A 26259-nucleotide genomic window follows, 5' to 3' on the forward strand; every position below is an offset into this window, starting at 1 on the left:
ACCTGCCGGAAACCATCCGTGTCCTGCTGGTGGACGACCAGGCGCTGCTGCGGCACAGCCTCGCGATGATCATCGACAACGAGCCCGACCTCGCCGTCGTCGGTGAGGCCGGCGACGGGGCCGACGCCGTCGCGCGGGCCCGGGCGACCCGGCCCGACGTGATCCTCATGGACGTGCGGATGCCGCACCTGGACGGCCTGCAGGCCACCCGCCGCATCTGCGCCGACCCCGCGCTGTGCGCCGCGCGCGTGCTGGTGCTGAGCATGTTCGAGCTCGACGAGTACGTCTACGAGGCCCTGCACGCCGGCGCGTCCGGGTTCCTGCTCAAGGACGCCCGGCCCGAGGAGCTCATCGAGGCGATCCGCCGCACCTACCGCGGCGAGTCACTGTTCGCGCCGTCGATCCTCACCAGGCTGGTCGCGCACTACGTCGCCGCGCCGCGCCCGGACCGCCCGACGCCGGCGCTGCGGCGGCTCACCGGCCGGGAGGTCGACGTGCTGACCCTCATCGGCGGCGGCCTGTCCAACGACGAGATCGCCACCGCCCTGATGATCTCGGTGAAGACCGTGAAGACCCACATCACGCACCTCATGGCGAAGCTCGCGGCCCGCGACCGGGCACAGCTGGTCATCGCCGCCTTCGACGCGGGTCTGGTACGGCCACGCCCCTGAACGAACCCGCGGAAACCGCCTCGCGCACGCTGGTCTGTAGCGGTACAGTCGGCGCATGACCTTGGCCGCTCCGCCGCGCCAGCGGCCACTCAGTCGTGCCCTGCTCCCGCTCGGCCTGATGTTCCTCGCCGTCGGCATCTCCGTCGCCGTGGTGTTCCCGTTCCTGGCGCTGTTCCTCAGCACCGAGGTGCACGCCGGGCCGGCGCGGGTCACCGTCTTCCTCATCGTCTCCCCGCTCAGCGGTGTGCTCCTGTCCTCGCTCGTCGCGCGCGCGTCGGACCGCTGGCCGATCCGTCGGCGGATCCTCATCGCGGCCGCCGCGGCCGGCCTCGTCGGCAGCCTGGTCACCATGTTCGTGCGCGACTACTGGGTGCTGCTCGCCCTGGCCGTCTCCGCGACCGCGTTCGCCGGCGCGCTGTTCCCGCAGTCGTTCGCGTACGCCCGCCAGATCCTCGAACGCGACAACCCCGGCCGCGCGGCGATGGGCATCAGCGCGATGCGCACCGTGTTCTCCCTCGCCTGGGTCGGCGGCCCGGCCCTCGCCGCGGTCCTGCTGGACGTCGGTGGTTTCCGTCTCGTGTACGGGCTGGCGGCCGCCATGTACGCGCTGGCCATCCTCGTCGCCGTGATCTGGCTCGACGAGGTCGGCACCCCCGAGCCCGGGGCGGCCGAACCCGAGGCCGGCCCGGCCACCGCCGTCGCCGCGCCGGCCCGCTGGGTGCTGCCGGTCACCATCGTCGCGTTCGTGCTGGTGCAGGTGCCGATGACGCTGGTCGTGCAGGCCCTGCCCCTGTTCATCCGCGAGGACCTGCACGGCGACCCGTCACGGGCCGGGCTCATCTTGGGCCTGTGCGCCGCCCTGGAGATCCCGCTCATGCTCGCCCTCGGCGCCCTGACCACCCGCTTCAGCCTGCGCCTGCTCATCGTCCTGGGCAGCGCGTGCGGGATCGTCTACTATGGCATCGGCCTGGTCGCGCCGAACCTGTGGGTCCTCGCCGCCGCCCAGGTCGTCAACGCGCTGTTCATCTCCGCGATCTCCGGCGTCGGCATCTCCTACGTGCAGGACCTGCTGCCCCACGAGCCCGGCCGGGCCACCACCCTGTACACCAACACGTTCCCGATCGGCGCCATCGTCGCCGGCCCGCTGCTCGGCCTGGCCGCCCACTTCGGCTACCGCTCCGCGTTCGGCATGGCCACCGCCCTGTGCGCGGCCGGGTTCGTGCTGCTGCTGGTCACCGCCGTCCGCCGCCGTACCGTCGCCGCCGCCACCACCGCCGCCGAGCACGCGGTGCGCTGACCGTCCGGCCGGACGGCCGTGTCCCCATCGGCACCACGGCTCCGGACGGCTCACCGGCGAGGTCGTCGCCGGTTGACGGGGGACTACCGACCGTGAGCGTCACCAGTTCAACCGACACGGTAATGCGGGACGAGCATGGGCGCGCTACCGTTCCGAGCCATGAGTTCCGTTGCACTGGCGGAGGAGCTGCTCCTGCTCGCCTACGATGACGAGTCCGGCAAGGCCACCGGCTCCCACATCGGCCTTGACCTGGCCATGGCCGCCGGGATGCTGGTCGATCTGGCGCTCGCCGGCCGGTTGGCGTACGCCGGCGGGATGATCGTGGTCGTCAACCCGGCGCCGACGGGGGAGCCGATCGCGGACGAGGTCCTCGCCCGGGTCGTCGCTGACACCCCGCACACGCCGGCGTCGTGGCTGCAGCGGCTGCGCCACGGGCTGCGCGACCGGGTGCTCGCCGACCTGTGCGGCCGGGGCATCCTGCGCGACGTCGACGAGACCCAGCTCGGCTTCATCCACCTGCACCGGTACCCGACCGCCGACCCGACCGTCGAGGACGAGCTGCGCGCCCGGCTGGGCCGCGCCCTCACCGGCGACGACGTGCCCGACGAGCGCACCGCCGCCCTCGCCGCCCTGGTGGCCGCGGCCCGGATGGAGCCGGCGCTCTACCTCAGCGGTGACGAGATCGCCGCCGCGCACCAGCGGCTGCAGGAGATCAGCGACCACGCCGGCTTCACCGGGACGGTCAGCATGGAGGAGTCCTCGATCCGGCCGTCGGTGGCGCTGGTGGTGAGCGTGCTGGTCAAGGCGATCCAGACCGCGCTCGGCACCGCCCGGCCCGTCGCGACGCCCACACCCGACGCCGTCAACTGACGCCCGGGCCCGCGGCGGGTGCGAAGCCCGCGCCCGCCGCGCGCCCGCCACCAGCGCCGTCGAGGTGCCGCCGGGAGCACCGTCAGTAGCGTTGCCCGATGCGCCACGTGAGCGACCAGCGGCGCCGCGCCCGGCTCGCGGTCCGGCACGCCTTCGCGCCGGCGCACCGGGCGCGGACCCCGGAGGCGGTCACCCGGGCGATGACCGTGCCGCCCGCCACCGAGCCCGTCACCGTCCACGCTGTCGTGCTGGGCCCGGTCGCCGCCATCGAACGGGCCCGCCTGGCGCGAGACGTCGTGCGGTCCGGCCTCGCGCCCGGTTCCGCGTCCCCAGCGTGTGATTGACCGGCGCGACTGAGGCCCGTACGTTGCCATCAGTGGAACTGCGTTTCTATCAGTGAAACGGGTGGGCCGGTGATGGTGTCCGTCATCTTCGCGGCGCTGGCGGTCGCGGTGCTCGGCGTCGGCGCGGTCGCGGTGCGGCTGCGGGCGTGGCTGGTCGTGGTGGTCGCGACGGCGCTGGTGTACGACAACACGGTCGTCGCGCTCGGGCGGGTGCTCGGCGAGGGGGATCCGCTGCGCTGGCTCAACGCCGGGCGGTTCGTCGGGCACGCGCTGTTCACGCCGCTGCTCGTGCTCGTCGCGGCGCGGCTGGCCCGGGCCGGCAGGGCGGCGCTGACGGGTGCCACCCTGCTGGCCGCGGCGCTGGTCGCGCTCGGGGTGTACGTGGACGTGATCCGGCTGCGCCTGGTGCCGGAGCGGTACGCGGACACCCTGCGCTACGTCAACGACGCCGCGGCCGGCCCGCCGGTGCCGGCGGTGGTGGCGATCCTCGTACTCATCGGCGCCGGTGCCGTGCTGTGGCGGCGCGACGGGTGGCCGTGGCTGTTCGCCGGCGCGGTCGCCATGTTCGCCGCGGCCGCCGGCGGGTTCGCCGTGCCGTGGCTGGGCAACCTCGGCGAGCTGGTGCTGCTCGGCGGCGTCGTGGCTACCGTCCGCCGCACCGCATCGATGAGCAAAAATGGCGCATTTGCCAAACAGAAAAGTGTTACAGGTTGAGCGGTGTCGAGGTCGCGCGGAACATACATTGTCAGTAGGCGATGACATGGTGTCTGAGAGTGGCGTCTAGCTGGTATTTCATGACCTGATTCGGTCCATCGGCGGCCAAGTCTTGAATGTGGAGAACTGATCTGGCAGCCTTTGCGGCGACATCATGTGAGCGCTAACACCGCCGTAGCGCCCGGATGTCGCTGTGCTTTCAGGAGGTTCTCGTGTCTTCCGTATCTTTGAACCGGCGTCAGTTGCTGCAGGCAACCGGTGCCGGAGTGGTGGCCGGCGCCGCCGCGACCGCCGGCGTCGTGGACGTCCACAGCGCCGCGGCGTCGGTGCCGCCGGCCCGGGCCGACATCGGCGTGTCGGCGTACGCGTTCGACCTGGGGCAGGTGCGGCTGACGTCCAGCCGTTGGCTGGACAACCAGAACCGGACGCTGTCGTACCTTCGGTTCGTCGACGTCGACCGGCTGCTGTACAACTTCCGGGCCAACCACCGGCTGTCGACCAACGGCGCCGCGGCGAACGGTGGCTGGGACGCCCCCAACTTCCCGTTCCGCACCCACGTGCAGGGCCACTTCCTGTCCGCCTGGGCCCAGGCCTACGCCGTGCTCGGTGACACGGTGTGCCGGGACAAGGCCAACTCCATGGTCGCGGAGCTGGCGAAGTGCCAGGCCAACAACGGCGCCGCCGGGTTCAACACCGGCTACCTGTCGGGTTTCCCCGAGTCCGACTTCAACGGGCTGGAGGCCGGCCGCGCGGTCAGCGTGTCGTACTACTGCATCCACAAGACCCTCGCGGGCCTGCTGGACGTGTGGCGCTACGTGGGCAACACCCAGGCCCGCGACGTGCTGCTGCGGCTCGCCGGCTGGGTCGACTGGCGCACCGCCCGGCTCAGCTACGCGCAGATGCAGACGGTGCTCGGCACCGAGTTCGGCGGGATGAACGCGGTCCTGACCGACCTGTACCAGCAGACCGGCGACGCCCGTTGGCTGACCACCGCCCAGCGCTTCGACCACGCCGCCGTGTTCAACCCGCTCGCGTCCAACACCGACCAGCTCAACGGGCTGCACGCCAACACGCAGGTGCCGAAGTGGATCGGCGCGGCACGCGAGTACAAGGCGACCGGCACCACCCGCTACCGCGACATCGCCGTGAACGCGTGGAACTTCACCGTCAACGCCCACACGTACGTCATCGGCGGCAACAGCCAGGCTGAACACTTCCGGGCGCCGAACGCGATCGCGGGCTACCTCGCCAACGACACGTGCGAGCACTGCAACTCCTACAACATGCTCAAGCTGACCCGCGAGCTGTGGCTGCTCAACCCGAACAACGCCGGGTACTTCGACTTCTACGAACGGGCCCTGCTCAACCACATCATCGGCGCGCAGAACCCGGCCGATCCGCACGGGCACGTCACCTACTTCACGCCGCTGCGCCCCGGTGGCCGGCGCGGTGTCGGCCCCGCGTGGGGCGGCGGCACCTGGAGCACCGACTACAACAGCTTCTGGTGCTGCCAGGGCACGGGTATCGAGGTCAACACCGCGTTGATGGACTCGATCTACTTCTACAACGGCACCACGCTGACGGTAAACCTGTTCATGCCCTCGGTGCTGAACTGGAGCCAGCGCGGGATCACGGTCACGCAGAGCACCGCGTACCCGGTCAGCGACACCACCACCCTGCAGCTCACCGGTGACGTCTCCGGGTCGTGGTCGATCCGCGTGCGCATCCCGTCCTGGGCCAACGGCGCCACCCTCAGCGTCAACGGCGTGGCCCAGAGCGTCACCGCCACCGCCGGCAGCTACGCCACGATCACCCGGACGTGGGCCTCCGGCGACACAATCACCGTCCGCCTGCCCATGCAGGTGGCGTTCAAGGCGGCCAACGACAACCCGAACGTCGTGGCCGTCACCTACGGTCCGGTGGTCCTGTCCGGCAACTACGGCAACACCGCGCTGTCGTCGCTGCCGACGCTGACCACGTCGTCGGTGACCCGCACCTCCAGCAGCGCGCTGGCCTTCACCGCCACCGCGAACGGCTCGTCGGTCAACCTCGGCCCGTTCTACGACGCGCAGGGCTTCAACTACACCGTCTACTGGACCGGCAACGGCCAGACGCCGGGCGGCGGCAGCTACCGCCTCGTCAACGCCGGCAGCGGCCTCGTGCTCGGCGTGCAGAACATGTCCACCGCCGACGGCGGCCGCGCACTGCAGTGGACCGACAACGGCACCGCCGACCACAACTGGGAAATGATCACCGACGGGAGCGCGGTCCGGTTCCGCAACGTCAACAGCGGCAAGGTGCTCGGCGTGGAGAACATGTCCACCACCGACAACGCGGCGGTCCTGCAGTGGGCCGACAACGGCACCGCGGACCACCGGTGGACCCTGCTCGACCAGGGCGACGGGACGTACAAGATCCGCAACGTCAACAGCGGCAAGCTGCTCGCCATCCAGAACAACTCCACCGCCAACGGCGCCCTCGCCGTCCAGGACTCCGACAACGGCACCGCCGACAACCGCTGGCGGCTCGTCCGCAACGCCTGAGCACCGCAACCCCGCCATGGTGGCCGCCGCCACCGGAAAGGACGTGATCGAACGTGGAGCGAAGACTCGGCCGGCTCCTGGTCGCCGCGGCGACCTCGGTCGGCCTCACCGCCAGTGTCGGACTCGGCGTGCTGGTGAACGCGCCGGGTGCCAGTGCCGCGGCCTCCGGGCCGTGTGACCTCTACGCGTCGGGCGGCACGCCGTGCGTGGCCGCGCACAGCACGACCCGGGCGCTGTACGGCGCCTACAACGGCGCCCTGTACCAGGTCAGGCGCGCCTCGGACAACACCACCCGGGACGTCGGCGTGCTCAGCGCCGGTGGGGTGGCCAACGCCGCCACGCAGGACGCGTTCTGCGCCGGCACGACCTGCCTCATCACGATCATCTACGACCAGTCCGGCCGCAACAACCACCTCACCCAGGCACCCCCCGGTTACTGGCCCGGACCCGCCGCCGGTGGCTGGGACAACCTCGCCGACGCGAAGGCGGCGCCGGTCACGGTCGGCGGCCAGAAGGCGTACGGCGTCTACATCGCGCCCGGCACCGGGTACCGCAACAACCGCACCAACGGCGTCGCGACCGGCGACCAGCCCGAGGGCATCTACGCCGTGGTCGACGGCACGCACTACAACCAGTGGTGCTGCTTCGACTACGGCAACGCGCAGACCGACGGCCAGGCCGACGCTCCGGCGATCATGGAGACCGTCTACTTCGGCGCCAACAAGCAGTGGGGCTACGGCGCCGGGGCCGGCCCCTGGATCATGGCCGACCTGGAGTGGGGGCTGTTCTCCGGAGTGAACGCCGGGTACAACAACATCGCCCCCATCAACCAGCGCTTCGTGACGGCCATGGTCAAGGGCGAGCCGAACCACTGGGCCATCCGGGGTGGCAGCGCCCAGTCGGGTGGCCTGACGACGTACTTCGATGGCCGGCGCCCGAACGGGTACAACCCGATGAAGAAGGAAGGCGCCATCCTGCTCGGCATCGGCGGCGACAACAGCGTCTCCGGCCGCGGCACCTTCTTCGAGGGCGTGCTGACCGCCGGCTACCCGTCAGAGGCCACCGAGAACGCCGTGCAGGCCAACATCACCGCCGCCGGTTACGCTCCGGCCGGCGGCGGCAACCCGCAGCAGAACGTCCAGCTCGTGGGTGGCCAGTCCGGTCGCTGCGTCGACGTCCCCAACGGCAGCACCACCAACGGCACCCAGGTGCAGCTGTGGGACTGCATCAGCAACAGCACCGCCCAGCGCTGGACGTACACCGCCGCCAGGCAGCTGCAGGTCTACGGCAACAAGTGCCTGGACGCCAGCGGCGGGGGCACCAGCAACGGCACCCAGGCGATCATCTGGGACTGCCACGGCGGCACCAACCAGCAATGGAACCTCAACGCCAACGGCACCATCACCGGCGTGCAGTCGGGGCTCTGCCTCGACGCCAACGGCGCCGCCACGGCGAACGGCACGAAGCTCATCCTCTGGTCCTGCAACGGCGGCACCAACCAGCGCTGGACCCCGCGCACCTGATCGCCCGGCAGCACCCGATCGGCCGCGTCGCCGTCGCACCCACCGCGACGGCGACGCGGCGACCTGCCGGATCCGGTGCGGTCAGCGGGGTCGGGTCTGCCAGGCCGGCCGCCGCGGCTCGTCGTTGTGCACGACGACGTCGGCCAGCCGGGCCGGCCGTACCGTTGCGAAGTACAGCTCCTGGGAGGGGATGTACCGCTCGCGCCAGCGCCGCTCGACGTCGGCCCGTGACGAGAGCCGGCCCTCCCGGACGACGGCGCGCTCCACGATCGTGCCGAGCGCCGTCGACACGAAGATGCGCAGGTCCCACCGGTCGATCAGCTCCGGGCGCAGGAGGAAGACACCGTCGAAGAGCAGCACGGCGTCGGCCGGGGCGGTCGTGACCGGCGGCGACAGCACCGTGTCCGCGGCGTGGTCGTAGACCGCGGGTTGGAAGCGTCGATCTCCGCCCGGGCCGAGCGGGTCGAGCAGCACCCGGTTCAGCGCGTCGTGGTCGTGGGCGTCGAAGTAGCAGCCCTCGGCCGAGAACTCGCCGCGCGGATAGCGCCGCGCGCGAGGGAAGACGAAGTCGTCGATCGTCGCGCGGATCACGTGGCGGCCCCGGGCACGCAGGATCGCGGCCAGCTCGTCGGCGAGGGTGGTCTTGCCCGTGGCGGGCGCCCCGTCCACGGCGACCCGCGTCGGGTGCGCGACCGTGACCGACGTGATCGCCGCGGCCAGGCGGTCGAGCAACTCGTCGCGGCTGCCCTGCTCCATGTCGCGTCCCTTCCCGGTGCCGCGCAGGCCGCCGTCCGGGCCGTTCGCACCTGCCGACCCCAAGTGTGCGCGATCGCCGCATGCGGGCCCGACGCGCCGATCCGGTCAGGACTGGCAAAACAGCCGATACCGCTACCGATGCCCGAGCCGCGCCGACCGGGGCACACTGCAACGCCAGGCCCCGCTCTCGGAGGTTTCCATGCATCCAGGCACAGGCACGTCGCAACGTCGCAAGGGCCGCCTCGCGGTCGCCGTCGCCACGGCGATCTCGCTGGTGGTGGTGCCGCTCGCGACGATGATCGCGGGCGCCGGGCCGGCGGCCGCCGCCGTCGTCCGCCCGGTGATCTTCGTCCACGGCGCCGCCGGCTCGGCCGCCCAGTTCGAGACCCAGGCCAAACGCTTCGCGAGCAACGGCTACCCGGTCACCAGCATCGACGCGATCGACTACGACTACACGTTCACCGCCGAGTCGAGCACGGCCGTGCTCAACCGCCTGGAGCAGCGCATCAACGCGCTGCTCCAGCAGACCGGCGCGGACAAGGTCGAGCTGGTCGCCCACTCCCTGGGCACCTTCCTCAGCCAGAGCTACCTCGGCAGCCCCTCGCGGGCGGCCAAGGTGGCGCACTACGTGAACCTGGACGGCTCGACCGCACTGTGGCAGCCCGGCGGGGTGCCCACGCTGGCCATCTGGGGCGAAGGCTCGATCCTGCGCCGGATCGGGGGCGCCACCAACGTGTACCAGCGCGACCAGTCACACACCCAGACCGTCACGTCGACGCAGAGCTTCACCCAGATGTACCGGTTCTTCACCGGCACCAACCCGGCCACCACGGCGGTCACCGCGCAGACCGGCACGGTGCAGCTGTCCGGCAAGGTGGTGCTCTTCCCGAGCAACGCGGGCGCGTCCGGCATGCGGGTCAGCGTGTACGAGGTGGCGGCCGCCACCGGCCGGCGGACCACCGGCCAGGCCGTGGCGACCTTCCAGCCCGCCGCTGACGGCTCGTTCCCGGCGTTCCCGGCGGACCCGGCGGCCCGGTACGAGTTCGCCGTCGAACAGGGCGGGGGACAGGTGCAGCACCAGTACTTCCAGCCGTTCCAGCGCACCGACCGGCTGCTCCGCCTGCTCACCAACCGCCCCGGCGAGGGCATCGGCGCGCGGGTGCCGGTCAGCCCGGCGCACAGCGCGCTGGCCATCACCCGCTACAAGGAATGGTGGGGTGACCAGGGCTCGACCGGCAATGACGTGCTGGCCGTCAACGGCACGAACATCCTGAACCCGGTCACCGCGCCGCGGGACAAGCGGGCCATCGGCATCTTCGCGCACGACCAGAACACCGACCAGCGGACCGACCTCACCACCCGGCTCGCCGACTTCGACGAGACCTTCATCACCGGGGCCGACATCTACATCCCGGCCAGCCCGACCGCGTCGGGCACGATCAGCCTCGACATCACCTCACGGGCCGGCGGCGGCGTCCAGCGGTTCACGGTGCCGAACTGGCCGTCCGACACCGACCGCATCTCCATCAACGTCCTGGACCTCTGACGGCACCGACGCCGGCGTCACGAAGGTGCCCTTCCTGGACGACACCCGCCAGGAGGGGCACCTGCGCGGCGTCACGGGCGGGCGTTGCGGGACTTCAGCCAGTCCAGCATCTGCGGCAGGATCTCCATGGCGCCGAAGTGCGCGGCGCCCGGCTGGACCTGCACCTCACAGTGCGCCAGCTGGCGCGCCAGCCACCGGGTGTGGCTGACCGGGGAGAAGTTGTCGTCCTCGCCGTGCCACAGCCGCACCGGTGCGGTGACGTCACGCAGGTCGAAGCCCCAGTTGCCGCGCAGCGCGAGCGCGTCGTCGATCCAGCCGTCGGCGCCGAGCCGCAGCGCCTCCGCGTACGTCTCGGCGAGCAGGCGCCGGATGGACGAGTCGTCGACGATGCGCCGGTCCGGGCCGCGCAGCTCGTCGCGCAGCACCTCGATGAGGCTCTCCGGGTCGCGGCGGATGCGCTCGGCCCGCAACCGGATCCGCTCGGCGAGCGTGGTCGGGCTGGCGTCGGCGATCGTGTACGCCTCCACGTTGGACTCGGCCATCCCGCCGAACCAGTCGAGGTCGGGCGCGTCCGCCGGGGCGACGCTGACCAGCACCGCGGCGGCGATGACCTCGTCGGGGCGCTGCGCGGCGACGGCGAGGGCGTGCGGCCCGCCGCCGGAGCGGCCGACGACGCCGTACCGGTCCAGACCCAGGTGCTTGACCAGGATGCCGACGTCGTCGGCGGCGTCGGCGACCCGCCGGTCGGGCAGCCGGGTCGAGCCGTTGTAGCCGGGGCGGTCGTAGGAGATCAGGCGGATGCCGAGCCGGTGCAGCACGATGCTGCGCGGCCGCGGGCCGCTGCTGCTGCCTGGGGTGCCGTGCAGGAGGAACACCGGCAGACCGTCGTCGGGACCGGCGACCTGATAGGTCAGCACCCGGTTGCCCGTGCGGACCTCCAGTCTCGACCGTTGTTCGGGCACCGCAGTCCTCCTGTGTGCTCGCCGCGTGTCCGAAAAAGATACACAACGTGGATCCGCGATCGTCACCGGTTGGTGGCAGTCGGTGACGGTATCAGTACGGGTGCGGATCCAGGACCCGGTAGAGGTACCGGCGCTCCTCGAACGCGGCCACGGCCGGATGCGCGACGCCCAGCCGGGCCCGCAGCCGGGTCAGGACCTGGACCCCGTCGACGTCGGTCGGCTCGTCCCCGAACGGCCGGTGGCGCAGCAGCAGCGCGACGTTCGCCGCGCACCGCAGCGTGTCCGGGTGGTCCGGGCCGATGCGCTGCCGGAGCCGCTCCAGCAGCAGCCGCAGGTCGCCGAGCGGGGTCGGGCCCGGCTCCAGCTCGGCCGCGCAGACCGCGACGTTCATCCTGCTCACCAGCACGAACGGGTGCTCCGCCGGCAGGACCTCGGCGAAGCCGTCGGCGGCGTCGGCGGCGCAGCGCAGCGCGTCGGCGAGGACCCCGGCGCCGCGGTCGACGGCCGCCAGGTTGCTCAGGCACGCGATCGTGTGCGGGTGCCGGTCGCCGAGCCGGTGCCGGTACGCCTCGTGCACGCCGGTCATCTCGCGCCGGGCCGCCTCGAGGTCGCCCAGGGCGTAGATGTTGACCGCCCGGCTCAGCCGGCAGGCGAGGGTGTCGGGGTGCTCCGCGCCGAACCCGTCCAGCAGCCGCTCGTAGGCCGACTCGAGCAGGTCCTCGGCCTCCCGCGGGCGGCCCGCGCTGCGCAGCGACACGCCGAGGTTCGCGCGGGTGTTGAGGGTGATGCGGGCGTCGTCGCCGTGCGCCCGGATCGCGGTCTGCAGCACCTCGCGCAGCAGCTCCGCGGAGCGGTCGTAGTCGCCGGCGTCGCGCAGGTCGCGGGCCAGCGTCGCGGCCGAGTGCAGGGTCGCGGCGTGGTCGGGGCCGAGCACGACCCGCCGGCGCTGGTGCACGTCCTCGTCGTGGCGGCGGGCCGCGCGGAAGTCGCCGAGCAGCCGGTGCGAGGCGGCGAGGTCGCCCTGCGCGGCCAGGGTGCGCGGGTAGTCGTCGCCGTAGTCGCTGGACCACGTGGCGCAGGTGCGCTGGTCCAGCCGCAGCGCCTCGGCGTACCGGCCGAGCGCCCGCAGGTCGGCGGCCAGGCCGCCCGCCGTCATCAGCGTGTACGGGCTGGTCTCGCCCAGCAGGGTGCGCTGCTCGGCGAGGACCGCCTCGTCGATGGCCAGCGCGTCGCGGAACCTGCCCTGCTCGCGGAGCAGGTTGGCGAGGCCGGCGCGCAGGCTCAGCAGCTGCCGGCGCAGCACGTCGCGCGCCCCCGGGTCGCCGGCCAGCGGCGGCAGCGGCTCCTGCCAGCGTGCCGCGATCCAGGCCGCGGCCTGCTCGCCCTGCGCGTAGGCGTCGCGCAGCCACAAGGAGCGGACCCAGTCGACGAGCAGCTCGCGGACCGCCTCGTCGGTGCAGTCCACGGCGCCGCAGATCTCCAGGTGCGGCCACAGCATCCGGAACCCGGCGGCGTGCCGCGGGTCGTCGACGTCGCCGCTGGGCCGGACCGCGGCCAGGATCAGGTGCACGTCGTGCCGGGCGGCGGCGAGCTCCTGCGCCGACATCCGCTCCCGCACCACGTGTTGCAGCAGCCGGTGGACGTGGACGCCGGCGCGCACGTCGAGCTTCAGCAGCGCCAGCCGGTTGATCTGCTGCACCAGCCGGGCCCGGTCCATGCGGTCGGCGGCGCGCGGGTCGTACGGGCGCAGCGCCTCACCCATCGCGTCGCTGTAGATCAGGTCCGGCGCGATCTGCGGTGCGAGCACCGAGCACAGCTGCAGCAGCCGGTACGCGCCGGGCGAGCGCTGCCGCAGCACGGTGAGCGACAGGTCCCAGGTCTTGCCGATCTGCCACGAGCTGGGGTCGTCGTCCGGCAGCACCCGCGCGTCCTGCTGGAAGACCTGCCGCAGGTACCGCTCGACCGGCATGCCCGTGTCGGCCAGCCACGCCCCGGCGGCGGCGACCGCGACCGGCAGGTCGCCCAGCGCGTCGGCGACCCGGTGCGCGTCGTCGGTGGAGATCGTGCCGAGCCGGCGGCGCAGCAGCGTGATGCTCTCCCGGCGGGCGAACACCTCGACCGGCATGGTGTCGACCGTGTCGCGCCACTGCAGGTTGCGCGAGGTCAGCAGCACGTGCCCGGCGCCCTGCGGCAGGAACTCGCGCAGCGCGCCGATCTCCTCGGCGTTGTCGAACACGATGAGCCAGCGCAGCGGCGGGAAATCGGAGCGGGCCAGCGCCGCCAGCACCGCCTGCGGGGTCTGCACCGCCCGGCCGTGCAACCGGCCGCCGAGGTCCATCAGCTGCGTGTCGATGAACTGCGGCGGGTCGGCGTTGATCCACCACACGATGTCGTACGCGGTGCGGTACCGGTACGCGTACTCCATCGCCAGCTGCGTCTTGCCCACGCCGCCCATGCCCTGCAGCACGACCGGGTACGACCCGGGCAGCAGCGCGGTGCCGTCGAGCTCCAGCAGGCGCTGCCGCAGCTCCCGCAGCTGCTCCTCCCGGCCGGTGAAGCGCAGGTTGCGGGCCGGCCCGTGGAAGATCGCCGGCGGGGTGCCCGGGTAGCGGCCCACCTGGACCGCGACCCGGGCGACGACCTCCTCGTCGCGGCGGCCGACCAGCCGCAGGACCGCCTCGACGGCGTCGTGGTGCTGCTGGCCGTGCAGGTGCGCCGACAGGTTCGACGGGTAGCGGGGCAGCGGCGCCAGGTCCGTCAGGTACACCGCCAGCGGCGGCCGGACGCTGCCGTCGTCGCGGGGCAGCACGCTGCTGTCGGCGCCGCTGTAGGACCGCGACAGCAGCACCATCGTGCGGGCCCGGACGGTGCCCTGCTCGCCGGGGCGCCGCCACGGGTCGTTGACCCGCACGTCGACGCGCTGCAGCACCCGCTCCGCCCACTCCGCCCAGACCTGGTCGGCGGGCGCGTACCGCAGCGTGATCTCGTCGTCCTGGGTCACCACCTGCCGGCGGAAGCGGTCCAGCACCCGCACCCGGTCGGCCTCCGGCTGCTCCGCCAGGGCGGTCACCCGCTGGTCGGTCAGGTAGCCGGTGAGCCGCTCGTAGGCGGCGAGCAGCGTGTTGCGGGCGCCCGGCGGGTCGCCGAACGTGGCGAGGGTCTCCTCGAACGCGTAGAAGGCGCTGTAGGGCACCTCGACGTCCGACCAGTACCTCGCCCGCTCCGGCTCGGCGAGATGCTCCGGGAACTGCGCGAAGCGGTGCATCGCCATCGCCCGGCCCGCGTCGAGCTTCGGCTGTTCCGCCAGGTGGTCGACGCGCACCGGCACCGGCAGCACCCGGATGTTGCGCGACCGGTAGGTCCGCGCCACCCGCCGGGCGATCATCGCCGCGCCCTCGATGCCGTGGTCGCTGAGGGTGAAGCAGTCCACCAGCGTGTCCGGCAGGTGCAGGGTGCAGATGTCGGCGAAGTCGCTGAGCCCGGCGCGCGCGTTGATCAGCGTGTAGTCGTAGTCGCGCTTCATGCTGGCCCGCAGCGCCTCGAAGAACAGCGCCCCCTCGCGGGCCTCGAAGAACGCGTCCCAGTCCAGGCCGCCCACGCTGACGCGGTAGTCCTGGTTCTGCCGGCCCGCGGACAGGAAGTGCAGCTCGCCGCCGGAGCGCAAGCCGGTGTCCAGCGGGAACGCCAGCCGCCTGGCCCGTGCCTGCTCCTCGTGCCAGTCCGGCGGCCGGCGCGGGTCCTGGCGGGCGCTGATGTCCTCGTACTCGCGGATCAGGTCGATGACGCCGCCCTGGTTGTCGAACACGTCGGCGTCCATGAACGGGTGGAAGAACCGGTGCAGGCCCGGCGACTCGAGGTCCCAGTCGGCGGCGAGCACCTTGTGGCCGGCGGCGGCGAGGATCCACGCGACGTTGGCCAGGGCCATCGTCCGGTCCCCGCCGCCGGTGAACGAGTAGAACGTGACGACGTGCCCGCGCCGGTCGTCACCCATCGCCACGCTTCCACGGTCGCTGCGCGCCGGCCGGCGCGGTGCGCTCCGGCTCCATGATGAACACCGGCGCCTGCCGCAGGTGGCGCCGGCGCGCCTCGGTCACGAGCACGGGCACCGCCTCCAGGAAGTGCCGCAGGTCGCGGGCCTCGACGACGCGCGGCGCGACGGTCTCGCCGGCCAGCCCGGCGATGCGCCCGGCGAGCTCGGCGCCGACCTGGAACTGCGGGTCGCGCCGGTCGACCACGACGACCGGGACCACCCACGACGGCAGCGCCGACAGGGCCGCCCGGATCCGCGCCGCGCCGCCGTCGTCGGCGGCCACCCACGGGTCGACGAGCAGCACCGCCGCGCTGTCCCCACCGGCCGCGGCCGGCGCGGCGACGGCGGTGGCCGCCGCGGGCTGCGTCACGGCGAGGGATGCGGTGCGGGCCGGCAGCCCCAGCCGCTCGGCGGTGATCGCGACGTAGTCGGCCAGCGGCCTGGCCTGCGGCTCCGCGAACGGCCGCCACTGCCCGGCGTCGGCGCCGTACACGTGCCCGGCGCGCCCGTGCGGCGCGTCGTCGGCGGTGCGGGCCAGCACCGCGACGACCAGCTGGGCGGGCGCCCCGGCCGGGTCCTCGACGTCCCGCGGCGCCGGCGCCCAGGACGGCCCGATCGGATGGTGCTCGGCGACCTCGACGATCCGCGCGGCGATCCGCCGGACGATCTCCCGGTACTGCCCCTCGTAGGAGCGCAGCATGCACAGCGCGCGCAGGCCGTTGTCCGCGTACCCCGGCACGCCCTCGCCGATGACGAGCGCCTCACGGATCTCGGTGCGCCGCTCCCAGGTCAGCAGCGGCGACCACAGCACCGGCAGCAGGTGCCGCTGCCGGTCGGCGCCGTCGCGCAGGTGCCGCAGCCGCCGCTGGAAGGAGGTGCGCTCGCGCAGCGGCCACGCCCGCTTGAAATACGCCGGCGAGTACAGCGCGACGAAGACCTCGGCGGATCCGAGCGCGCCGGCGAGCGTCTCGCCCCAGTCGGTGCCCGGCCGGACCAGGTCGTCGACCAGCCCGGCACCCGCGTCGACGTCGGGTCGGGCGACCTGCCGGACCGCGGCGGTGAGGTCGTCGTGGAACACCCGCACCCAGTGGTCGGTGTCCACCGGCACCTCGTCGAGGGCCGGGGCCGAGTGCGCGTAGCTCAGGAAGAAGTAGGAGCCACGCCGCGCCGGGGATGCTGCGGTCACGGACCCACCTCGATTCGCGTGCTCGCGACCCCTCCAGCATAGCCACCGATGTCGATGCGATGCGATCGCCGGCCGCGGTGGGTCGCGGGTACGGGCGAGGTACGGGTACCGAACCGTGCGCCGCCGGACAGCGCCGCACGACACGATCGTCGGGTCAGGTCCACGCGTTGCCGAGGGATGCACCACAACGGGGGAACGACGTGCGGCGAGGTCGGCGGGTGCCACGGTGCCCGCCGACCCGGCTGGCCCGGCCCCGGTCCCCGGCCGGCCCGCGGACAGGACGGCCGGGTCGTGGTGGTGCGGGTCAGCCGCGGATCACGTTGCGGGGCTCGAGGGAGCGGCCGGCGACCAGCAGGCTCTCGTGCTTGCTGATGTCCAGGTTGGAGCCGTCGATGAAGGCGCCCTGCAGTCGGCCCGGGTAGACGAGGGTGTCGGCGCGGGTCAGGCGGCAGTTCACGGCCATCCGGCGGCGGTCGGAGTTGTTCGGCGGCGAGCCGTGCATGGTGCGCTCGCTGAAGATGACGAAGCTGCCCCGGGGCATCACCATCGTGGCGACGGTGCCCGGCGCCGGCTCGAAGTCGGTGAACTTCGCCAGCAGCTCGTCGAAGCGGCCGTGCAGGTACGAGGTGAGCTCCTCGAGGCTGGCCGCGTCGACGTCGAACCCGTCGAGCCAGTGCGCCGTGTCGATGTCCAGGACCAGCTCGCTGCGCCTGGTCCGGTCGGCGACCTGCTCCTTGGTGAGCCCGACGAACGGCTCCTCGTAGAACGCCGACTGCGTCATCGGCACCTTCACCCACGGCACCTTCGTGGTGTTGGTGCCGGCGGCGAACTGCAGCGGCCCGTTCTCCGGGGTGACGTCGTCGAGGGCGACCCAGACCGTGAGGTCCCAGACGTCGTCGCCGTCACCGACCGGCTGCAGGGAGGGGGTCGAGTTGCCGATCTCCTCGCCGTCGAACTTGCCCCACTCCTGGTGCCAGCCGATCGCGTCGGCGCCCGGCGGCTTGTAGAAGATCTTCGAGCGCCACAGCAGCAGGTCGGGGCCGAGCAGCTCGACGACCCGCCCGACGATGGCCTCCTGGGTGAACACGCGCTCCAGGTCGGGATCGACGAGGTGCCAGTCGCGCAGCGCGTACCGGCCGTACAGCGGCTGGGTGTGCCGCTCTTCGACGATGCGCTCGCACCGGTCGGCGAGCTCGGCCAGCTCCTTGTCGGGCAGGCCGAGCGGGAACGGGCCCGCGAAACCGTCACGCCAGAACCTTGCCACCCCGTCGGGGCCGAGTGTGCCCGGCCCTTCGGTTGTCAACGTGTTGGTGCTAGTCACCTAGCTCCTCCTGATCATCATTGATCTGCAGAGGCGTGCCCCCGTGCGGTCGCCAGGGGCTTCAGACCTCCCAACGTGCCTCGCCGCAGACTACGGCACAGATCCATCGACGGCTGCCCCTTCGCGGGGCGACCGCACGTCGTCGGCGATCAATGCGGTGGAAGATTCGGTTTTGTCCGGCGTCGATGCGTTCGTTTCGTTGCGAACGGTGTCGACGGTCTTGATGCCGGCGAGCACGGCGAGCACCGCCGCGGCCGCGAGGGCGCCGCAGATCCAGAAGACGGCGCCGCCGACACCGGCGAACAGCGCGGTGCCGATGACCGGCCCCACCGAGTAGCCGATCTGGTTCGCCACCGTCGTCGCCGCGATGTACCGGGCGCGCAGGTGCGCCGGCGCGATCACACCCGGGTACGCGAACATCGACGGGCTGGCGACGACCTCACCCATCGTCCACACCAGCGTGGCGACGACGAGGCCGGCGATGCCCATCTCCACGCTCCACAGGGCCAGGCCGATCCCGGTCAGCGCCATGCCGGTGGCGACGGCGGTCCGCGGCTGCCAGCGCTGGGTGACCTTGGTGACCGGCACCTCGAGGCAGATGACGGTGAGCGCGTTGAGCGAGACCAGCGCGCCGAACACCTCAGGGCGGTAGCCCAGGGCGTCCAGGTGCAGCGACAGCGTGGCCGGGCCCTGGATGTACACGATGCCGTTGACCAGCAGGGCGAACAGGAACAGCACGAAGGCGCCGTCGCGCAGGACCCGGCCGTAGCTGGCCGGCGGCGCGGCCTCGTCGGTGGCCGCCGGGGTGTCCGCGGCCGGCGGCACCGACCGCAGCGCGGTGAGCACCAGCAGGCCGAACAGCGCCGAGGAGCCCGCCTCGACCCAGAACAGCAGGTCCCACGAGACCCGCGACAGCAGCGCGCCCAGCACCGGCGCGACCAGCACCCCGACGTTGAACGCGAGCCGCCAGAACGCCATCACCATGACCAGCTGCTCCGGCGGGGTCGCCTCGGTGATCATCGCCTGGGCGGGTGGGCGCCAGATGCCGTTGAGCGACGCGGCGGCGAGCGCGGCGAGCACGACCAGCCACGGGTTGCCGATGTTCGCGGCGCCGATCAGGGCGGTGATCAGGGCGGCGGTCGAGAACATCGACAGCGCCATCGCGAAGCGGTACCCCATCCGGTCGGCGATGGTGCCGCCGATGAACGCGCCGGCGATGCGGCCCGCGCCCCACGCGCCGAGCGCGAGCCCGGCGTGGAACGGCTGGAACCCCTTCTGGGTCAGGTACAGCGTCAGGAACAGCATCAGGAAGCTGCCGACGGTGTTGACGAGCGTGCCGATGAGCAGCACCCAGACCGGGAACGTCATGGTGCGCACGGTCCGCATGACCGTCGGTGGAGCCGCTGAGGTCATGACGCAAAACTCCATTCGACGGAAGGATTCACGGGGGTCACCTCGTGAAGATGATCGGCGTAGTCTGTGGACCGTCTCGCATTGTGGAGGATGATCGATGCGTATTCCACCCCGTGCCAATGTCGCCCGTCGATCGTTGCGGGCATGAACCGGGTCACCGAGGCGTACCTGGCCGCGTTCCAGGGCGCGTCGCCGCCCGTGCCGGCGTACGGTCGCAGCCTGCCGCTGGAGGCCGCCTACGCCGACGCGCACGGCGCCAGGCTGCTCGGCCGGCCGCTGTTCCTGCCGGAGTCGGCGCTGCGTCAGGTGGCGGCCGACCTGCGCACCGTCATCGACCTGGTCACGTCGCTGCCGGACCGGCTGTTCGACGGCGACCGGCGGCGGCTGTGCGAGTGGCTCGGCATGGACGCGCGGGCCACGGACCTGGCCTGCGCCGTGCCGGCGGGTGCGGGCACGCCGCTGTTCGCCCGGCCCGACCTGTACTTCGACGGCACCGGCTTCCGGCTGCTGGAGCTCAATGCGGGCAGCGAGCTCGGCGGCGTCGACTGGTCCGCGATCAACGAGGGGTACCTGCGGCTGCCGCAGTTCCGCCGCTTCGCCGAGGAGCACCGGCTCGGGCACGTCGACACGGGCCGGGAGATCGCCGCCTACCTGCGGCGGCTGGCCGCGCCCGTCACCGGCGGCGCCGACCCGGTCGTCGCCCTGACCGACATCTCCAAGAACATCGCCCGCTACCGCGCCTGGTACGAGTCGTTCGTGCACCACATGGCGGCGCGGGGCATCGACATGCGCATCACGCACATCGCCGACCTCGTCGAACGCGACGGCCGGCTGCACGTGGACGGCACCCCGGTCGACGTCGTGATGCGCTACTTCACCCTCGAGGAGTACTGCGCCGAGCCGCAGGCGCAGGAGTGGCTCGCGCCCGTGCTGCGGGCCCAGGACAAGGGCACCGTGGTGTTCTTCGCGTCGTTCGACCACGGCATCACCGCCAACAAGGGCAACCTCGCGCTGGTGTCGCAGCTGCGCGACGAGGGCCGGCTGGCCGAGGCGGAGGCCGCCGCCGTGGACCGGGTCCTGCCGTGGACCCGGCGGCTGACGCCCGACCTGGTGCCGCACTGCCGGCAGGAGCAGCAGCACCTGGTGGTCAAGCCCGGCTCCGGCTCCAGCGGCGACGGCGTCACCATCGGCTGGGAGGTCACCGCGGAGGCGTGGCAGGACGCGCTCGCCACCGCCGCCCTGGACGGCCGCTACGTCGTGCAGGAGCGCGTCGACGGGGCCCTGGAGGTGGTCCCCGACGGCGACGGGACCTCGCAGTGGCTGCCCGTGTGGGGCGTGTTCGTCTTCGAGCAGGGCTACGCCGGCACGTTCATGCGAGCGTCGCGGGCCGGCGCCGGCTCCGTCATCAACGAGGCCACCGGCGCCGCGTTCACCTGCTCGTTCACGTATCCGGACCCGCAGTGACGCGGGTGGGAGGGGAAACCATGGACCGACCCGTCGTCGTGCTCGCCGAGCCGTTCTCCTCGGCGAGCCTGATCCCCGCGGCGTTGCGCGAGGCCGGGATCACCCCGGTCGCGCTCATCGACCCGTCCGTCGCCGGGATCGGGGTGCTCACCGCGTTCCGCGACGACGAGTACGCGGCGGTCATCGAGCACCACGGCGACGACGCGGCCACCGCCGAGCGCATCCGGGCCCTCGGCACCGTGGTCGGCGTCGTGCCCGGCACCGACCGCATCGAGGGGCTCTGCGGGCGGCTCGGGCAGATCCTGACCCCGGACCGGATCAACGTGCCGGAGCTGGCCGCGGCGCGGCGCAACAAGTACCTGTCGCACCAGGCGGTCGCCGCGCACGGCCTGGACATCATCAAGCAGACCTACGCCGCCGACCACGCCGAGATCGCCGCCTGGATCGAACGGGAGGGCCTCGCCGGCCGTGACCTGGTGGTGAAGCCGGCCACCAGCGCCGGCACCGACGGCGTCGGCTTCGCCCTGGGCGGCAAGGGCTGGCAGGACCTCGTCGACGGGCTCCTCGGCACCGTCAACCGGTACGGCGCGGTCAACGACAAGGTGCTGGTGCAGGAGTACATCACCGGCATGGAGTACGCGATCGACACCGTCAGCTACGAGGGGCGGCACTCGCTGACCGACATCACCCGGTACCGGAAGGTGCAGAACGCCAACGGCTGGGCCATCTACGACAACGTGGAGTGGCTGCCCTACGACCTCGACGAGTACGGCCACGTCCTGGACTACACGTTCGGCTGCCTGGACGCGGTCGGCTTCCGGTTCTGGGCGGCGCACACCGAGGTCATGGACACCGAGCACGGCATGCGCCTGGTGGAGATCAACCCGCGCCCGGCCGGTGCGATGAAGCCGCTGTGCAGCGAGGTGGCCACGGCGGGGGAGAGCAGCCAGGTCTCGCGCATCGTCGACATCTGCGCGGGCCGCGGCGCCGGCCTGCCGCCCGGGTTCAACCTGCACCAGCGGGTGATGGCGGTGTTCCTCATCGCCGAGACGTCCGGGGTGGTGCGCAACGCGGAGATCTTCGACCGGGCCCGGGACCTGCCCAGCTACAACCGGCCGGTGTTCCTGGTGCGCACCGGCGACCGCGTCGAGGCCACCACCGACCTGGTGTCGAGCATGACGATGGGCTACATCCTGCTCGCCCACGACGACGTCGAGCAGGTGTACGCGGACCGCGAGGCGATCCGCGCCCTGGAGAAGGAGCTCGTCATCGAGCCGGACTGACCGCCGGCCGCGCGGACACGGTCGCGCTCGCGGAGGCCGCCTTCAGCCCGTGCAGGCGGCCCCGCGGCACGAGCAGCGCGTCGCCGCGGCCCAGCCGGTGCGGCCGTTGCGTGGCCCACCCGTACACGTCGACCTCGCCGTCGTGCACGGACAGCAGCGTGTCCTCGTCGTACACCCGCGTCACGAACGGCGACCCGGGCCGCAGGATGCTCGGGGAGCCACCGTCGGCGGCGCCGCCGGGCGTGGTGTGGGTGTCGAGGTTGTCCGCCCAGCGGATCTGGGCGAGGAAGTCCTCGTCGCCGAGGCGCATCAGCACCTTGGTCTCCTCCACGCCGCGCACCAGGTCGGGGATGACCGCGTCGCCGTGGGTGCGGGCGAAGCCGAGCAGCAGGTGCTCGAACGTCATCCGGCCGTGGTGGACGTCGATGTGCGCGTGCTCGTCGCAGTAGCGGGTGTCGACCCGGTCGCCGAAGACGGTGCGCAGCATGGCGCCCATGTCGGCGAAGCCCTGCGCGAACAGCCACTCGAGGTAGGTGACGGCGCCCATGTACCGGAACATGCCGGCATGGTTCTCGCTCACGTGGTTGAAGTAGCTGGTGCCGGCCAGGGAGCTGGTGAGGTAGAAGTTCCAGTAGGCGTGCACGTCCGGGTGCAGGCCGATGCTGCGCAGCAGCCCGCGGAAGATGGTGCTGTGCTTGGCGGAGTGCACGCCGTAGCCGAACTCGTCGACGAAGATCTTGAACAGCGCTGACTGTTCGGGTCCGTACGAGCCGCCGAGGTTGCGGGCCATCGCCGACGCCTCGGTGAGCGCGTCGAGACCGAGCTGGAACAGGTACAGCGCGGCCGCCTCCTCCGCGTGCCGGCACTGCGTGATGGCGAGCATCGTGCCGCGCAGCGGGGCGGCGGTCACCTCGGGGTTGTTGCCGCTGCCGTCGGCGGGCGCGCCGACCGCGTCGACCTCGGCCATGAACCAGGCCCGCAGGTCGTCGAGGGTGCGCACGTCCGGCGTCGCGGCCGCCTCCCTGAGGAACCCGAACGAGCACCGCTCCAGGTCCGGCCAGATCGCGTCGCGCAGCCGGCGCGCCTGCTCGCCGTAGAAGGCGTCGAAGTCCGCCTTGACCGGGCCGAGGCTGCCCTCCGGCAGCAGGATCATGCTGCTCTCGTACGCGGTGCACAGGATCCGGCTCACCACGAGGTGCCGCTGGGACAGGAAGTCGGCCTCGGTGACCGGCCGGGCGAAGTCGCGGTCGGCGAGGTCCTCCAGGCCGATGGTGCGCCGGTACGGGTTGCCCACGACGACGACCTCGGGGCCGGCCTGCAGCAGCCGCTGGGCGCAGTACCGCTCGACGGCCTCCTGGATCGTGGTGTGAACGGTGGGCTGGATCGTCGCGGTCATGCCTCGTGCTCCTTCGTGATGCCCGTGAAGCAGATGCGCAGCCCGTCGTGGCGCACGTCCACGACGAGCGGGTCGCGCGGGTCGACCGCGACCGGCTGCGGCAGGCACTGCACCGCCTGCTTCCAGTGCGTCGTGGGGTGGTCCGGCGCGTTGGTCACCACGATGCCGGGCACCAGCTCCAGCTCGAACCAGAACACGACCGCGTGGCCGGTCCCGGCGGTGGTCGGCACGACCGGCAGCGTCGCGTGCCGCGGCTCGGGGCCGTCGCGGTGGAAGTCGAAGCGGAACACCTCGAACGGCGCGGACAGCACCCGGTGCTCGTGCCGGCGCAGCCGGGTGTCGAAGTACTCCAGCGACGCCAGCTCGTTGAAGCCGGACAGGTCGAAGCCGTACAGCTCGCCGACGGTGTTCTTCTGGTGCAGCGCCCGGCTCTCCACCAGCTGGGCCAGGACCCTGGCCCGGCCGGGCACGATGATGGCCTGGTCGGTCAGCAGGTGCTCCCGCGCGTGGCTGAGCGAGACGAGGATGCCCTCGCCGAGCAGCCCGCAGTCGACCGTCTCGGTGATGAGCACGTCCGCGCGGCGCGGCAGGTCGCCGGGCACCACGAGGTCGGTCGACATCTTCGGCACGACGTCGACCTGGCCGGCGTACCCGGCACCGTCGACGATCCGCATGGCGGTCTCCGCCACGACGCGCTGGCCCTCGCACGCGACGACCCGCTCGGCACCGACCCGGGCCGCCATCAGCGCCAGCATCCCGGAGCCGGTGCCGACGTCGAGCACGAGATGGTCGGCGGTGACGACCTGCTTGATGGCCGCCTCGTACTGCAGGGCCCGCTCGTGGTCGTGCATCATCTCGAAGTGCCAGCGCGGGACGATGCGGCGGATCGCGCGGTTGTACCCGGTGACCGCCCGCCAGTCCTGCGGGTCGCGCTCACGGGCGGAGCGGTAGTGCTCGGCCGCCTCCTCGTAGCGCCCGTCGTGCAGCAGCGCGTCGGCGCGGGCGAGCGGGTCGTCGCCCGCGCTCCCGTCGGGTAAGCGCCCGTCGGCGCCGGTGAGCGGTCCGGCTGCGGAATGTGTACGGCTCTTCATCGTCCCCCGAATCTGTGCCGGCGGGCGATGTGGCTGGTGGCCGTCGCCCGCGCGGGCCTCGTCTCTACGCTGTCGCGTCGGTGGTGCCCTCGCCGCCGGCCTCCGGTGGGAGGTTGGCCAGGATGTGCCGGTGGATGACGGTGACCGGCACCCCGTCCCCGCCGGCCGGCGGGTCGGGCAGCACGGCCGTGGCGGTGTCGCCGGTGCGCACCATCGGCAGCGCGGTGCGGCACAGCGCCGCCACGCCGACCCTGGTGCCGTGCCACGGGCAGGTGAGCCGCCGCCCGTCCGCGGTGCGCCGGCCGAGGCTCAGCGGGCCGCCCCGGTGCGGGCAGTGGTCGTGCACCAGGCGCGCCCGTCCGTCGTCGTCGAACACGAAGTACCGGTCGTCCCCGGCCAGCACGGTGTTGTGCCGGCGCAGGTCGATGGTCACGATGCCGATGGGGTCACCGCCGTGGTGTCGGAGCCGGCGGCGCGGACCGTGTAGGTGCAGTCGCCGCCGGTGGGCCGGATGCCGTACAGGCGGCCGGCCGGGACGAGCACCGCCTCGCCGCGTGCCAGCGGTGCGGGTGTGGCCGTGGGAGCGGTGACCAGCGCCGCGGTGCCGTCCTCGACGGTCACCACCACCGCCTGGTCATGGCTGCGGGTGCCGAACGGGCTGGCCGCCGTGACCCGCACGCGGCGGGCGTCGTGTGCTGGTGCCGGCGGGCCGTCCATCCGGTAGGCGTCCAGGTCGTCGCTCCAGCGGATCTGTGCCGCGGTGTCCCGCTCGAACCAGTCGCCGAGCAGCCTCGCCTCGGCGATGCCGCGGACCAGCTCCGGGATGACGCCGGCGCCGTGCCGTTCGGCGAGGGCCAGCAGGATCTCGTCCCGGGTGATTCGGCCGTGATGGGCGTCAATGTGCGCGTGTTCCTCGCAGTAGTGCAGGTCGACGTCGTCGCCGAACACGCCGCGGTACGTCTTGATCATATTGACGAAGCTCGGTGCGAAGACGCGTTCCGCGTAGGTCACCGCGCCGATGTACCGGAAGAAGTTCGCGTGGTCGCGGGAGACGAAGTAGTAGTAGTTGTTCGTCGCCAGCGGGCCGGCCAGATAGAAGTTCCAGTAGGCGTGCACGTGGGTCTGCAGGCCGCGGCTGTGCAGCATCTTGCGGAAGATGGTGGTGTGCTTCGCGTCGTGCACGCCGTAGCCGAACTCGTCGATGAACACCTTGAACAACGCCGACTGTTCGGGGCCGAAGGCCCCGCCGAGGTTCTTCGACATCGCCGAGGCCTCGGTCAGCCCGTCCAGCGCCAGCTGCACCAGGTAGGTGTCGGCGGCCACCTCCGGCCGGCGGGCCGCCGCGATGGCGGTCAGCGACTCCGCCTCGCCGGCCTCCGCCTCCGCCGCGGCGTGCTCGAAGTAGGCGGCGAGGTCCTCCACGCGCCACGCCCCGGTCACGTCGACCTCGTCGTCGAGCAGGGCGAACGCGAAGTGCTCCAGGTCCGACAGCGACGCCTCGCGCAGCCGCCGCAGCCCGTCGCCGTAGAACCGGTCGAAGTCGCCGCGCAGCGCGCCCAGCCCCTGCTCCGGCAGCAGCACCGTGTCGGCCTCGTAGAACGTGCCGAGCAGCCGGTGCGCGACCAGCGCCCGGTGCCCGGACGCCTCCGCCGCGCTCAGCGGCCGGGTGAAGTCCACCTCGGCGACCGCGTCCGGCACCAGCATCCGCCGGTACGGATTGGGCGGGTGCAACAGGTGCGGCGCACCGGTGAAGAGGAAGTCGTTGGTGAATGCGGCGACCCGCCCGCCGAGATCATCCGCCGGCCTGGGACGAACAATGTCCGTATCGATCGCCATATGTACCCAACTT

20 protein-coding genes are annotated in these 26259 nt (G+C 72.3%); 10 read left to right on the forward strand and 10 right to left on the reverse strand.

All coding sequences use genetic code 11. The annotated features are described in order from the left end of the window. The first annotated feature begins 14 nt into the window (after window positions 1-14). The 7 genes from OP18_RS28225 (at window position 15) to OP18_RS28255 (ending at window position 7962) form a co-directional block, all read left to right on the forward strand. Window positions 15-671, forward strand: a complete 657-nt coding sequence (locus tag OP18_RS28225; protein WP_279327197.1) for a response regulator — start codon at window positions 15-17, stop codon at window positions 669-671. A 55-nt stretch (window positions 672-726) separates the two neighbouring features. After that, window positions 727-1968 carry a sugar efflux transporter gene (locus OP18_RS28230; protein ID WP_052387477.1) on the forward strand — a complete coding sequence of 414 codons (1242 nt, stop codon included), beginning with the start codon at window positions 727-729 and terminating at the stop codon, window positions 1966-1968. 159 nt (window positions 1969-2127) lie between these two features. Continuing rightward, window positions 2128-2838 (forward strand): GOLPH3/VPS74 family protein, encoded by a 711-nt coding sequence (locus OP18_RS28235; RefSeq protein WP_033362107.1) that lies wholly within the window; start codon window positions 2128-2130, stop codon window positions 2836-2838. Window positions 2839-2936: 98 nt separating this feature from the next. After that, complete coding sequence (locus tag OP18_RS28240) at window positions 2937-3182, forward strand: hypothetical protein (RefSeq protein ID WP_033362108.1); 246 nt, start codon at window positions 2937-2939, stop codon at window positions 3180-3182. 69 nt (window positions 3183-3251) lie between these two features. Continuing rightward, window positions 3252-3896 (forward strand): hypothetical protein, encoded by a 645-nt coding sequence (locus OP18_RS28245; protein ID WP_156089850.1) that lies wholly within the window; start codon window positions 3252-3254, stop codon window positions 3894-3896. Between the two features lie 185 nt (window positions 3897-4081). Further along, window positions 4082-6439: a beta-L-arabinofuranosidase domain-containing protein gene (locus tag OP18_RS28250; protein ID WP_081971202.1), complete on the forward strand. Its 2358-nt coding sequence runs from the start codon at window positions 4082-4084 to the stop codon at window positions 6437-6439. 53 nt (window positions 6440-6492) lie between these two features. Then, complete coding sequence (locus OP18_RS28255; RefSeq protein WP_156089851.1) at window positions 6493-7962, forward strand: arabinofuranosidase catalytic domain-containing protein; 1470 nt, start codon at window positions 6493-6495, stop codon at window positions 7960-7962. Between the two features lie 81 nt (window positions 7963-8043). Here OP18_RS28255 and OP18_RS28260 read toward each other — a convergent pair whose 3' ends face one another. Then, window positions 8044-8718: a nucleoside/nucleotide kinase family protein gene (locus tag OP18_RS28260; RefSeq protein ID WP_033362111.1), complete on the reverse strand. Its 675-nt coding sequence runs from the start codon at window positions 8716-8718 to the stop codon at window positions 8044-8046. A 199-nt stretch (window positions 8719-8917) separates the two neighbouring features. Between OP18_RS28260 and OP18_RS28265 the strand changes: the two genes are divergently transcribed. Continuing rightward, entirely contained in the window at window positions 8918-10264 is a 1347-nt protein-coding gene (locus OP18_RS28265) for an alpha/beta fold hydrolase (protein WP_081971203.1), read from the forward strand. A 71-nt stretch (window positions 10265-10335) separates the two neighbouring features. On the opposite strand, the gene OP18_RS28270 is transcribed toward OP18_RS28265, so the two are convergent. The 5 genes from OP18_RS28270 to OP18_RS28290 all read right to left on the reverse strand — a co-directional run bounded on the left by OP18_RS28270 (window position 10336) and on the right by OP18_RS28290 (window position 19131). Next, window positions 10336-11226: an alpha/beta fold hydrolase gene (locus OP18_RS28270; RefSeq protein WP_052387478.1), complete on the reverse strand. Its 891-nt coding sequence runs from the start codon at window positions 11224-11226 to the stop codon at window positions 10336-10338. A gap of 91 nt (window positions 11227-11317) precedes the next feature. Continuing rightward, window positions 11318-15217 (reverse strand): FxSxx-COOH system tetratricopeptide repeat protein, encoded by a 3900-nt coding sequence (gene fxsT / locus OP18_RS28275; protein ID WP_033362112.1) that lies wholly within the window; start codon window positions 15215-15217, stop codon window positions 11318-11320. Then, on the reverse strand, window positions 15210-16442 hold the full coding sequence (locus OP18_RS28280) for a TIR-like protein FxsC (protein ID WP_052387479.1): 1233 nt from the start codon (window positions 16440-16442) through the stop codon (window positions 15210-15212). Before OP18_RS28280 ends, fxsT begins: the two co-directional genes overlap by 8 nt. A gap of 304 nt (window positions 16443-16746) precedes the next feature. Further along, window positions 16747-17763, reverse strand: coding sequence for a phytanoyl-CoA dioxygenase family protein (locus OP18_RS28285; protein ID WP_081971206.1), 1017 nt, complete (start codon window positions 17761-17763; stop codon window positions 16747-16749). A 90-nt stretch (window positions 17764-17853) separates the two neighbouring features. Beyond that, window positions 17854-19131 carry an MFS transporter gene (locus OP18_RS28290; protein ID WP_162189851.1) on the reverse strand — a complete coding sequence of 426 codons (1278 nt, stop codon included), beginning with the start codon at window positions 19129-19131 and terminating at the stop codon, window positions 17854-17856. Window positions 19132-19320: 189 nt separating this feature from the next. Here OP18_RS28290 and OP18_RS28295 point away from each other — a divergent pair, with 189 nt between their 5' ends. Beyond that, complete coding sequence (locus tag OP18_RS28295) at window positions 19321-20640, forward strand: hypothetical protein (protein ID WP_052387482.1); 1320 nt, start codon at window positions 19321-19323, stop codon at window positions 20638-20640. Between the two features lie 20 nt (window positions 20641-20660). Further along, a complete protein-coding gene (locus OP18_RS28300) occupies window positions 20661-21923 on the forward strand; it encodes an ATP-grasp domain-containing protein (RefSeq protein ID WP_033362113.1) in 1263 nt (420 codons plus the stop codon). Here OP18_RS28300 and OP18_RS53200 read toward each other — a convergent pair. The 4 genes from OP18_RS53200 to OP18_RS28320 all read right to left on the reverse strand — a co-directional run bounded on the left by OP18_RS53200 (window position 21907) and on the right by OP18_RS28320 (window position 26246). Continuing rightward, complete coding sequence (locus OP18_RS53200; RefSeq protein WP_052387483.1) at window positions 21907-23319, reverse strand: iron-containing redox enzyme family protein; 1413 nt, start codon at window positions 23317-23319, stop codon at window positions 21907-21909. The two genes, OP18_RS28300 and OP18_RS53200, sit on opposite strands and share 17 nt — an antisense overlap. Next, window positions 23316-24410, reverse strand: coding sequence for a 50S ribosomal protein L11 methyltransferase (locus OP18_RS28310; protein WP_052387484.1), 1095 nt, complete (start codon window positions 24408-24410; stop codon window positions 23316-23318). The genes OP18_RS53200 and OP18_RS28310 overlap by 4 nt, the downstream gene beginning before the upstream one ends. 64 nt (window positions 24411-24474) lie before the next feature. Then, window positions 24475-24843 (reverse strand): Rieske 2Fe-2S domain-containing protein, encoded by a 369-nt coding sequence (locus OP18_RS57665; protein WP_033362114.1) that lies wholly within the window; start codon window positions 24841-24843, stop codon window positions 24475-24477. Then, on the reverse strand, window positions 24840-26246 hold the full coding sequence (locus tag OP18_RS28320; RefSeq protein WP_081971208.1) for an iron-containing redox enzyme family protein: 1407 nt from the start codon (window positions 26244-26246) through the stop codon (window positions 24840-24842). The genes OP18_RS57665 and OP18_RS28320 overlap by 4 nt, the downstream gene beginning before the upstream one ends. Between the last annotated feature and the right edge of the window lie 13 nt (window positions 26247-26259).

The sequence above is a fragment of the Dactylosporangium aurantiacum genome, assembly GCF_000716715.1.
Lineage (GTDB): Bacteria > Actinomycetota > Actinomycetes > Mycobacteriales > Micromonosporaceae > Dactylosporangium > Dactylosporangium aurantiacum.

Bases quoted from the DNA above. Each gene is read 5' to 3' on its own strand.
- OP18_RS28260 (WP_033362111.1), bottom strand. From the start codon at position 8,718: ATGGAGCAGGGCAGCCGCGACGAGTTGCTCGACCGCCTGGCCGCGGCG.
- OP18_RS28265 (WP_081971203.1), top strand. From the start codon at position 8,918: ATGCATCCAGGCACAGGCACGTCGCAACGTCGCAAGGGCCGCCTCGCG.
- OP18_RS28250 (WP_081971202.1), top strand. From the start codon at position 4,082: ATGTCGCTGTGCTTTCAGGAGGTTCTCGTGTCTTCCGTATCTTTGAAC.
- fxsT (WP_033362112.1), bottom strand. From the start codon at position 15,217: ATGGGTGACGACCGGCGCGGGCACGTCGTCACGTTCTACTCGTTCACC.
- OP18_RS53200 (WP_052387483.1), bottom strand. From the start codon at position 23,319: ATGACCGCGACGATCCAGCCCACCGTTCACACCACGATCCAGGAGGCC.
- OP18_RS28240 (WP_033362108.1), top strand. From the start codon at position 2,937: ATGCGCCACGTGAGCGACCAGCGGCGCCGCGCCCGGCTCGCGGTCCGG.
- OP18_RS28290 (WP_162189851.1), bottom strand. From the start codon at position 19,131: ATGACGTTCCCGGTCTGGGTGCTGCTCATCGGCACGCTCGTCAACACC.
- OP18_RS28295 (WP_052387482.1), top strand. From the start codon at position 19,321: ATGAACCGGGTCACCGAGGCGTACCTGGCCGCGTTCCAGGGCGCGTCG.
- OP18_RS28300 (WP_033362113.1), top strand. From the start codon at position 20,661: ATGGACCGACCCGTCGTCGTGCTCGCCGAGCCGTTCTCCTCGGCGAGC.
- OP18_RS28235 (WP_033362107.1), top strand. From the start codon at position 2,128: ATGAGTTCCGTTGCACTGGCGGAGGAGCTGCTCCTGCTCGCCTACGAT.
- OP18_RS28310 (WP_052387484.1), bottom strand. From the start codon at position 24,410: ATGAAGAGCCGTACACATTCCGCAGCCGGACCGCTCACCGGCGCCGAC.
- OP18_RS28230 (WP_052387477.1), top strand. From the start codon at position 727: ATGACCTTGGCCGCTCCGCCGCGCCAGCGGCCACTCAGTCGTGCCCTG.
- OP18_RS28320 (WP_081971208.1), bottom strand. From the start codon at position 26,246: ATGGCGATCGATACGGACATTGTTCGTCCCAGGCCGGCGGATGATCTC.